Origin of the sequence: Pseudomonas sp. BF-R-19 (genome assembly GCF_019956445.1) — a bacterium.
In the GTDB taxonomy this organism is placed as follows: Bacteria; Pseudomonadota; Gammaproteobacteria; order Pseudomonadales; family Pseudomonadaceae; genus Aquipseudomonas; species Aquipseudomonas fluorescens_BH.
In genome coordinates this window covers 1-9,539 of record NZ_JAHBDN010000120.1, presented here as the reverse complement: position 1 = coordinate 9,539, position 9,539 = coordinate 1, and the positions used below count along the sequence as shown (strand labels likewise).

Sequence of the window (9,539 nt, the reverse complement as noted above, 5' to 3'; positions counted from 1 at the left end):
GTGTCAGTCGATAACAATGCCAACTGTCACACCGCCTTCGCGAGCAAGCCCGCTCCCACAGTTGTGCAGACCCGCTTAGGCCGGTACTTCGTCCAACATCAGGCGCTGGCGCACCACGTCGACCAGTTTGTCCGGCTGGAACTTGGGGAGGAAATTGTCGCAGCCGACCTTTTTCACCATCGAGTCGTTGAAGCTGCCGGACAGCGAGGTGTGCAGCACCACGTACAAGCCGCGCAGGCGCGGGTCGTCGCGGATTTCGGTGGTCAGGCGATAGCCATCCATTTCCGGCATTTCCGCATCGGTGAAGACCATCAGCAGTTTGTCGGTCATGTGTACGCCGGTATCGGCCCAGGCCTTGAGCATGTTCAAGGCCTTCAACCCGTCGCTGGCGATGTGCATCTTCACGCCCAGCTGTCCCAGGGTATCGCGCAATTGCGCCAGGGCCACGTTCGAGTCATCCACCAGCAGCACCTCACGGCCACGGGCACGTTCCAGCACCGGATCCTCGAGCTTGTCGCGGGAGACCTTGGCGTTGTAGGGGACGATTTCGGCCAGGACCTTTTCGACGTCGATGATTTCCACCAGTTGATCATCGACCTTGCTGATGGCCGTCAGGTAGTGCTGGCGGCCGGCGCTGCTCGGGGGCGGCAGAATGGCTTCCCAGTTCATGTTGACGATCCGGTCCACGCCACCGACCAGGAAGGCCTGAACCGAACGGTTGTACTCGGTGACGATAATCGTGCTGCCAGGCCCCGGCACCAACGGGCGCATGCCAATGGCCTGGGACAGATCGATCACCGGCAAGGTCTGCCCACGCAGGTTGACCACGCCGCACACAAAAGGATGGCGCTGCGGCATCAGCGTCAACTTTGGCAACTGCAGGACTTCCTGCACTTTAAAGACGTTGATCGCGAACAATTGCCGTCCGGCGAGCCGGAACATAAGAATTTCCAGGCGATTCTCACCCACCAATTGCGTGCGTTGGTCTACCGTGTCGAGAATGCCGGCCATCAATGACTCCTGGTCTTGTTCGGATGAATTCACTTAAAGAAGGTTATCGGCTGTTTTTGCCGAAGCTTGACCCGTTCTAAAATGCCACGCCGCGCATTGATGTCATATTAACATCATGCTTTACTAGCACCGTGATTCCATCTGCTGCACCTCTGCGTCACGCGACCATGGTTCGCGCGAAAAGTTCCCCTGTGTAAGGGATTCCCCTATCAACAATCAGGTGCAACCTGATATTCGCAATATCCAATAGCCATTAATGTGACGCCATTCTCATTGCATGAACGGAGTCAGGCTTTTGTGTGCGATCGCAAGTAAGTGGCCAACCACCCTCTCGTGTTCCCCAGCCTGCCTCCGGGCCAGCCGCAGCTCGTTCACCCGACGACTCGGCAATGCCGGGGTTCCGACCGCCCTTGTCGACACACACGATATCCCCTCATTTGAAATGACGTTGTGGAGATAAGTATGCCGAACGACCGTAAAGAGTGGGCCCAGCGGCTCCCCGAGTTTCTCGTCGAAGCTGAAACACTCCTGGCTAAAACCGAGGAATGCCTGAGTCATCTGCAGTTGATCAGCAATGACAAGGACGCCATCGACTGCATGCTCAGCATACTGCTCAAGCTGGCCAACAAGGCCGATGCCCTGGCGTTGGCGGCCGTGTCTGAGTTTTCTCTGCATATTCATGGCCTGCTGAACCACGCCCAGAACACCATGAGCCTGCACGACGAGGCGCTGAGTGCCCTGAAAGACTGCCTGACCCTGATTGCCTGGCAACTCGAACTCATCGACCAGACCACCGGACAGCTCAGTCTCGACGACAGCGAGCAGGTCACCCTGATCGAAGCCTTTGCCTTTCAGGTCGGGCAAAGCCGATTTCGACCACCGGTCAATTCCAGGCCGTTCACCCTCGTATCCTATTCGGAACGACAGGCCTGAACTTGCCAAACCATGCCGTATGGCGTGTTTTGACTATCAATGCCGCGCTGTAACTTGAGTGCGCACATGTCGCAAATGGATATTTCATAGCTATAAGCGACATCTATTAACGACCACTATTGCCCATCGTCAATTGCGCGCCTGCCTTGACCAGGACATTGCCTGGTATCAACAACAAAACCCAGGGCAATTGGCATTTTGCGACGGCAACAATCAACTTGTTCCATTATGGAAGCGTCGTCCAGACGAGTGGACTCCTGACTTTTCGGACATACATACGGACACGACCAACGGTATCTTAAGTGCTACTATGCCGCCTGTTAGTTGACGCCAATTAATGGCAGTGTGAATTCAGCCGGATACCGCTCGCTCCAGTTCGGAGCTGAACTCTCCAACAAAAAGTACATCCCGTTGAAGTCGGCGCTCCACATTAAAAACAGGGGCCTGTCAGCCAGCATGACCGGTCAGCCCGCAGCGAACATCCATTGGCTCCATCCGCTATGCACGCCAGCCTCAAGTCAATCGCCATGTGGCCACCTTCCCGAGCATATGCACGCACATTCACGCTGTTGCTATGCGCCTGCTCGACCCTCGGCAGTCTACTGGTTTATGGCTTATCCATCCCGTTGCCACTGTCGTTGCTGGTGCTCAGCGTTGCGGCGCTGACCAGTGTTGCCGTGCAGTACTGCCTCTCGCGCAAATCCATCAAGTTCCAGCCTCAGGAACTGGCCGACCGGCTGTTGCAGGTTCAGGAAAACGAGCGTCACCGGCTGAGCCGGGAACTGCATGATGACATCGGTCAATTGCTGACCGCCGCAAAACTGCAATGTGACTGGCTCAAACGCCGGATGCCCGAAGAACTCCAGGAACAATGCTCGGTCCTCTGCGACACGCTGGAAGAAACCCTGGCCAAAGTTCGTGACGTATCCGCCATTCTCAATCCCCGACAGTTGACCAGCCTTGGGCTGGAAGCCAGTCTGCGGGCACACCTGCTCAAGACCCTGGCCAACACCCCGGTGCACTGGAGCCTGGAATGCCAGCAGCGCCTGACCGGCATACCGGAGGAAATGGCCGTGGCCGCTTTCCGTATCACCCAGGAAGCGATCACCAACATCCTGCGACATGCCCAGGCCAAAAATCTGCTGGTGTGCCTGCAGCGCCTGCCCCAAGGCCTGAAGTTGCAGATCAGCGATGATGGCCAGGGCTTTGCGCCCGCAACAGACCCTGTTCGTGAAGGGCAGCGCGGTATGGCCGGGATGTCGGAACGGATCGATCAACTGGGCGGCACACTGACCGTTACCAGCGAGCCGGGCAAAGGCACTCAAATCGAAGCTCTTTTTCCCTGGGCGCCCCGTGCGCTCGAACGGGCCAGTTCGAATAAGGTTATGCATTGACTTGTAATTTACTACTGGTGGATGACCACTTGCTGATCAGGGCTGGCGTGCGTGCCTTGGTAATGGATCTGCCCGGCTATGCCGTCATCGGTGAGGCCAGTGACGGCTCGCAGTTGCTGGAAATGGTCGAGCATCTGTCCCCGGATATTGTCCTGCTGGATATTTCGATGCGCCAGACCGGCGGCCTCGAAGCCTTGCAGCAGCTCAAGCGAGTGCGCCCGCAGAGCAAGGTCCTGATCCTCTCGATGCACACCGACCCGGCCCTGATCATGCAGGCGCTGGAGTCCGGAGCCCATGGCTATCTGCTCAAGGACACCACGGCGACTGAACTCGAACAAGCACTGGAGGCTTTGCGCAACAACGAGCGCTATCTGAGCCCGGCCATTGCCCACACGGTGATCAATCAGGCGCTGACGCGAAACCAGAAACACCAGCCAGAACCTGCCGGCTCGCACAACCTGACGGCACGTCAGCTGGAGATCCTGCGGTTGATCGTTCGCGGAAAATCCACCCGAGAGATCGCCAACGGCCTGGGGCTGAGCGTCAAGACCGTCGAAACCCACCGTTCGCAGATCATGAAGCGCCTGCAGATCTACGATGTGGCCGGCCTGGTGCTGTTTGCCGTACGTGAACAAATCATCAGCCTTGATGACTAGGCACTTCTGCGGCACGTAACAGCGGCGAATCGTCAGGCAGATGCACGAGTAACGCCGCGGGCCGCACCGAGAATCGCAGATTGTCCCCTTCCAGGGCAGGCGCGCACGAGTGAACATGCTGTCGACGCCAGAACCCCCTCCGTTAAAAGTCGAAAGAAAACGAATTATTTCCAGTCGGAAGGATTTGATCCCTACACGGCAGGATTTTTCTTACAAAACGTGAGGAATCGGCTCAATTGACCACAAATCTGAATTGGTAGACCTTGGGCTGCAGGACATCACAAGGACGTGCCATGCAATGCCAAAACCTCGCATCACCGGCCATTTCGGTCTTGCCGCTTACGGATAATAAAACTGCAGGCCATCGAGCTGAATGCAGTAACAGCACAAAAACCACGGGAGAAGTCGATATGGAACCTCGCGTCACCGAGCTGGAAACACACCTCAAGCACATACGCAGGGACATGGACGAAGTCCGGGGTGACGTCAAATCCATCAAGCACAGGCTTGCCTATTCCGCTGGCGGAACAGCCGTGATCCTTGGCCTCCTTGGCTGGATCGCCAACAGCCGTTTCGAACAGGTTATTTCATTGTTTCTGGCGCATTGAATTGCCATCCACACAAGACCCGGTTCAATCAACCGGGTCTTGTGTGACTAAGCCGTTGCAGCTATCAGCTCAGGACTTCGCTCAACGGAATGAAGTAAACGCTTTCGCCCTGAACCAGCGTGCGACCTTCCAGGACTTCTACCAGTCCATCAGCCCAGGCAGCGCTGCGAAGCACACCGGAACTCTGGTTTTTGTATATCGTCGCCCTGCCGTTTTCCAGCCGTGCGCGCAAGTACTCACGCCGATTGCCGGGGTGGAGCCAGTCAAACCCTGCCGGCACCTGCACCTTCAGCGGCTCAACGTCTTGCACACCCTGACGACGCAAGAGATAGGGCCTGGTCAACAACGCAAAGGTCACGAGGGTCGATGCCGGATTACCCGGCAAGCCAATCACCGGCACACCGCGAAAATGCCCGAACGTGAGCGGCTTACCGGGCTTGATGGCGAGTTTCCACAACGTCAATTCGCCCTCTTCACGCAAGGCGATGCCCAGAAAATCGGCTTCTCCTACCGATACGCCACCGGTCGAGAGGATCAGGTCGACATCTTTCAACTCACCCAATCGGGAGCGAGTGGTTTCCAGATTGTCCAGCAGAATTCCCGCGTCGACGACCTCACACCCCAAACGCAGCAACCAGCTACACAACAACACCCGGTTGCTGTTGTAGATCTGTCCCGGCCCCAGCGTCTGCCCAGGCTCAATCAATTCGTCACCGGTAGACAGCACCGCCACACGCACCTTGCGAACCACCTCCAGCTCAGCGCATCCCAAGGAGGCAGCCAATCCTTGCTCGATCGGCCCCAGCCGCGTACCTGCCGGCAGAATCAGCTCGCCGACGGTGGTTTCCTGGCCTTGCGGACGAATGTTCTGACCTTGGGTCAAGGCTTGAGTGAAACGTACTCGCTCATCGGCCTGAACCTCGGCGTTTTCCTGCATCTCGACGCAATCAGCACCGGCGGGAACAGGCGCCCCGGTGAAAATGCGTGCACAGGTTCCTGGCTGCAATGGGTCGGGTGCCTGGCCGGCAAACACCTTCTGACTGACCACCAACGGCTCTCCCGTCCAGTCAGCCCTGCGCAAGGCATAACCGTCCATGGCACTGTTGGGCCAGGGCGGTAGATTAAGCGTCGACACCAGATTTTCAGCCAGTACACGCCCCTGAACCTGCGCCAACGGCAAGCGTTCACGCTCGACAATCCTTGAGGCCTCGGCCATTTCCAGTAAGCGCGCCAACGCCTGCTCGACAGGCATCAGACTGCCAGACTTGCCAGGCTTACCCACGGGATTCACAAGGCGCTGCCTGTTTCAAATGAGGCACGAAATTGCACGGCCGATGCCGCGAATCCAGCTGCTCGGCCAGTATGCCGTGCCAACCGGTGCGCACGGCATTGGTCGAGCCCGGCAAGCAGCAAACCAACGTGCCGTTGGCCAGACCGGCCAACGCCCGGGACTGAACGGTCGAGGTGCCGATATCGGCAACCGATATCTGGCGGAACAGCTCACCAAATCCATCAACCTGTTTGTCCAGCAGGCAGCCGACGGCTTCCGGCGTGCTATCACGCCCGGTAAAACCGGTGCCGCCGGTGATCAGCACCACCTGCACGACATCGTCGGCAATCCAGTTGGCGACTTGCGCGCGAATTTTGTACAGGTCATCTTTGAGCAATACCCGGGCTGCCAGGTAATGACCGGCAGCGGTCAAGCCGTCGACAAAGACCTGACCTGAGGTGTCGGTTTCCAGTGTGCGGGTATCGCTGACAGTCAGCACTGCAATATTGAGCGGTGCGAAAGGTACATCAGCCTTGGCTTTCATAGGCTCGTCCAGTTGTAGGAGAAACAGCCCGGTGTTATATCACAGCGCTCCGTTTTTTCGCCGCCCCCATGGAGGCCTGCCATGACCACGAACTCACAATTGCCACCCTGCTCCATTCTGCTCCTGGCGGGCGGCCGCGGCCAACGTATGGGTGGTCGGGACAAAGGGTTGCTGGACTGGCATGGCGAACCCCTGATTGCGCATCTGCATCGCAAGACCCGTCCGCTGAGCGATGACCTGATCATCTCCTGCAATCGCAACCTTGAGAAGTACGCACCCTACGCCGACCAGTTGGTCCACGATGATGAAGGTGACTTCCCCGGGCCGCTGGCCGGTATTCGCGCAGGCCTGAAAGCGGCTCGCCATAGCCATCTGCTGGTCTTGCCCTGTGACGTTCCGGGCATTGATGCGGCGCTGATCGACAATATGCGCGAGACCGCCAACCTGCATCCGGACAAGCCGCTGATGGTGCGGCATGATGACCACTGGGAACCGTTGTTGTGCGTGATTCCTGTGCTACACAGGGCAGCTTTTGAAAATGCCTGGAACGAAGGTGAGCGCAGCCCTGGCCGGTTGATGCGCAAGCTCGGCGCAACCGCGCTGCAATGCCCCGACAAAGACCCTCGGCTGGCCAACCTCAACACACCGGAACTTTTAAGCGGTCATGACACTGTGTCAGACTGACAATGATCAGGAACTTGCGCGGACGCTACACGTCTCAAGCTCAGCAACCAAAGAATTCTTATTCGGAGACACAACTCATGACTCAACGGACCCTCGCCACTTTCATGCTCGCACTGGGCCTTGCCACCCTCGCCGGTTGTGCATCGCCTACGGTGATCACCTTGAATGACGGTCGCGAAATCCAGGCCGTCGACACGCCACAATTCGACAAGGATTCCGGTTTCTACGAATTCGAACAGCTCGATGGCAAACAGACCCGCATCAACAAAGATCAGGTTCGTACCGTCAAAGAGCTGTAATCCTGGTGCCACCGGATACAGAAAAGCCCGCTTGATGCGGGCTTTTTCATGCCTGGAGAACAGCTCTTCAGGGTCGCTCCTTGATCACCATTGCAGGGTGATTTCACTCTCGAACTCACGCGCCTGGCCCGTGACCGGATCGATAAATTTCAGCCCCTGAGCCAGCAGTTTCAAAGGATTGGCGTAGTCATCCTGCGCATCCTTGAGCACCTTGGGGTAAAACGGGTCGTTGCAGATAGCGGCTCCCAACGCCGCCATATGTACCCGCAGCTGATGTTTCTTGCCCGTCACCGGGTAAAGACCATAACGCCAGAGATCCCCCTGTTTTTCCCTGACTTCGACCGCAGTCTCCGTGTTGCTGGCTCCCGGCCCCTCCTGCATGCGGAAAAACGGCTCGCCATCGACCAGTCGGCTTTTATGCACCAACGGGAAAGCCAGATCAGGCAACGCCTTGGCGATGGCCTCGTAGCGCTTTTCGATCTGCCGGGTTGGAAACAACGACTGATAAGCCGAACGGGTCTGCGGATTGGCGGAAAACAGCACCAGCCCTGCAGTGTGCCGGTCGATGCGATGCAATGGCACCAGGTGCGGATTGTCCAGGCGCCGGATCAAGCGCCGGAGCAGCGTCTGTTCGACGTACTCGCCAGCCGGCGTCACGGGCAGGAAGTGTGGCTTGTCGGCCACCACCAGATGCTCGTCCGCGTACAGGATCGACTCGATCACCGGGATCGGCTTTTCATCCGGCACTTCGCGAAAATAATGAATCCGCAAACCTTCCCTGTAGGCCAGATCGATGGCAATCGGCATCCCCTGCCCATCGAGGACCCGGCCACGGGCAATTCTGTCCAGCCATTGTTCACGACCGATGGCGCTGAAATGCTCACACAGGCAATCAACAACAGTCTGCCACGGGCCAGGTGGCAAGTAGAGCGTACTGGCCTGGCTGTGAGCCGCGGAAAAAGAAGAAGTGGACATACGAAAGCTCTAACCTCAGTGCAGAGCGGCATTATCCAACAGCAAGGGGAATGAACCTAGGGGGCGTTCTCAATTAGTTTTCCCGTCGCCTTGCCCTGCACAACAGCAGGCCCGGCGCGGCGTGAAAACCAATTGAAAACGCCCCCTAAGATTCCTCAAGCCGGGATCTGCGTGCGCGCCGCCGCTTCGGTGTACTCCTTGAGCCAGCGCAGTACATCGACCGCTTCCCAGCGAGCGGGGTCGTACAGGGCGTACAACAATCCCTGATAACCCACGACATCGAGTTGCCGGTGATAACCCGCGCGTTGAAACAAGGCTTCGATTTCTGCGAAACAGGTATTGAAATGCGTTTTGTTGAAGGGCGTTTTCCCCTCGGTCACCAGACCATCCAGACGCAACTCAAGGACAGCCTCGCGCACGACGTCTGCGGACATCCGGTTCACGCTGTTCTTCAACTGTTCGACATTGACCACGATTCATCCCTCTCACGCCCAGGCTGCCTGCTCACTCCCGAAAATCAGGAACGGCAAGGCAGGCACCGCGAATAACTGTATGCGCATACAGTATCCGATCAACACCGAATAAGCCAAGGGGATCAATCGCAAAGTTCGACAGGCGGGACATACCGCCAGCGCAAGAACCGCTCAACGCAGGAACGCCACCACCTGATCGGCACTGAACGGCCAGCCCAGTTCAGCACCGGTATCGACTCGCCGCAACACCGGAATACGTAGGCTGTAAGCGGCGAACCACGTTTCATCGTCGGCGATATCCACCAGTTCCACCAGCAGGCCGCGCTCGACGAACTCCATCAACATGGCTTCGGCTACTTCACAGAGATGGCATCCAAGGGTGCCGAACAGCTGACATTCGGGAGGCATGAGCGCTCAACCAGAAAATTAAGTGACCATTCTAGGCCTGCCCCGAAAAACCGTCGAGCCATTGCGGCCCCTGCCCTGATGCCAGCGACGATAAGGAGACCCGAGTCAGTCCTGGCTCACGGCGCCAATCTTGTGGATCGACAGGTCCGCGCCGTAATACTCCTCTTCCTGGCTCAGGCGCAATCCATGCAACGCCTTGATCACGCCATACACCGCAAATCCGCCAGCCAGAGCCACAGTGATACCCAGCGCTGTGCCGATCAACTGGCTGATCAGGCTGACCC

General features: G+C 57.7%; 12 protein-coding genes and 1 pseudogene. 6 read left to right on the top strand and 7 right to left on the bottom strand.

The features are described from left to right. Positions 1 to 75 precede the first annotated feature (75 nt). Positions 76 to 1,011, bottom strand: a complete 936-nt coding sequence (locus tag KGB28_RS30555; protein WP_223449145.1) for a chemotaxis protein CheV — start codon at positions 1,009 to 1,011, stop codon at positions 76 to 78. Positions 1,012 to 1,473: 462 nt separating this feature from the next. On the opposite strand from KGB28_RS30555, the gene KGB28_RS30550 reads away from it, so the two are divergent. From KGB28_RS30550 to KGB28_RS30530, 4 genes are all read left to right on the top strand, one after another. Beyond that, the gene (locus KGB28_RS30550; protein ID WP_150726326.1) at positions 1,474 to 1,944 is read left to right on the top strand and encodes a hypothetical protein; all 471 of its coding nucleotides are present in this window, start codon (positions 1,474 to 1,476) and stop codon (positions 1,942 to 1,944) included. Between the two features lie 500 nt (positions 1,945 to 2,444). Then, the gene (locus KGB28_RS30545; protein WP_223449146.1) at positions 2,445 to 3,338 is read left to right on the top strand and encodes a sensor histidine kinase; all 894 of its coding nucleotides are present in this window, start codon (positions 2,445 to 2,447) and stop codon (positions 3,336 to 3,338) included. Further along, the gene (locus KGB28_RS30540) at positions 3,335 to 3,994 is read left to right on the top strand and encodes a response regulator transcription factor (protein WP_223449144.1); all 660 of its coding nucleotides are present in this window, start codon (positions 3,335 to 3,337) and stop codon (positions 3,992 to 3,994) included. The genes KGB28_RS30545 and KGB28_RS30540 overlap by 4 nt, the downstream gene beginning before the upstream one ends. Positions 3,995 to 4,287: 293 nt before the next feature. Beyond that, positions 4,288 to 4,602, top strand: coding sequence for a hypothetical protein (locus KGB28_RS30530; RefSeq protein WP_223449143.1), 315 nt, complete (start codon positions 4,288 to 4,290; stop codon positions 4,600 to 4,602). Between the two features lie 64 nt (positions 4,603 to 4,666). On the opposite strand, the gene glp is transcribed toward KGB28_RS30530, so the two are convergent. Together glp and moaB are read right to left on the bottom strand one after the other, a co-directional pair. Next, positions 4,667 to 5,893: a gephyrin-like molybdotransferase Glp gene (gene glp, locus KGB28_RS30525; protein ID WP_223449142.1), complete on the bottom strand. Its 1,227-nt coding sequence runs from the start codon at positions 5,891 to 5,893 to the stop codon at positions 4,667 to 4,669. Further along, a complete protein-coding gene (gene moaB / locus KGB28_RS30520) occupies positions 5,877 to 6,416 on the bottom strand; it encodes a molybdenum cofactor biosynthesis protein B (RefSeq protein ID WP_150755993.1) in 540 nt (179 codons plus the stop codon). Before moaB ends, glp begins: the two co-directional genes overlap by 17 nt. A gap of 81 nt (positions 6,417 to 6,497) precedes the next feature. On the opposite strand from moaB, the gene mobA reads away from it, so the two are divergent. Both mobA and KGB28_RS30510 read left to right on the top strand, forming a co-directional pair. Further along, the gene (mobA, locus tag KGB28_RS30515; RefSeq protein ID WP_151215066.1) at positions 6,498 to 7,100 is read left to right on the top strand and encodes a molybdenum cofactor guanylyltransferase MobA; all 603 of its coding nucleotides are present in this window, start codon (positions 6,498 to 6,500) and stop codon (positions 7,098 to 7,100) included. Between the two features lie 77 nt (positions 7,101 to 7,177). Further along, a complete protein-coding gene (locus KGB28_RS30510) occupies positions 7,178 to 7,399 on the top strand; it encodes a YgdI/YgdR family lipoprotein (RefSeq protein WP_007994800.1) in 222 nt (73 codons plus the stop codon). An 84-nt stretch (positions 7,400 to 7,483) separates the two neighbouring features. Here KGB28_RS30510 and KGB28_RS30505 read toward each other — a convergent pair whose 3' ends face one another. From KGB28_RS30505 to KGB28_RS30490, 4 genes and pseudogenes are all read right to left on the bottom strand, one after another. Continuing rightward, on the bottom strand, positions 7,484 to 8,374 hold the full coding sequence (locus KGB28_RS30505; protein ID WP_223449141.1) for a pseudouridine synthase: 891 nt from the start codon (positions 8,372 to 8,374) through the stop codon (positions 7,484 to 7,486). Positions 8,375 to 8,529: 155 nt separating this feature from the next. Then, on the bottom strand, positions 8,530 to 8,847 hold the full coding sequence (locus KGB28_RS30500; RefSeq protein ID WP_008020364.1) for a hypothetical protein: 318 nt from the start codon (positions 8,845 to 8,847) through the stop codon (positions 8,530 to 8,532). Between the two features lie 171 nt (positions 8,848 to 9,018). Continuing rightward, positions 9,019 to 9,255 carry a glutaredoxin family protein gene (locus KGB28_RS30495; protein ID WP_150726312.1) on the bottom strand — a complete coding sequence of 79 codons (237 nt, stop codon included), beginning with the start codon at positions 9,253 to 9,255 and terminating at the stop codon, positions 9,019 to 9,021. A gap of 105 nt (positions 9,256 to 9,360) precedes the next feature. Beyond that, positions 9,361 to 9,539: pseudogene (locus KGB28_RS30490) on the bottom strand (ammonium transporter); the annotation flags it as partial.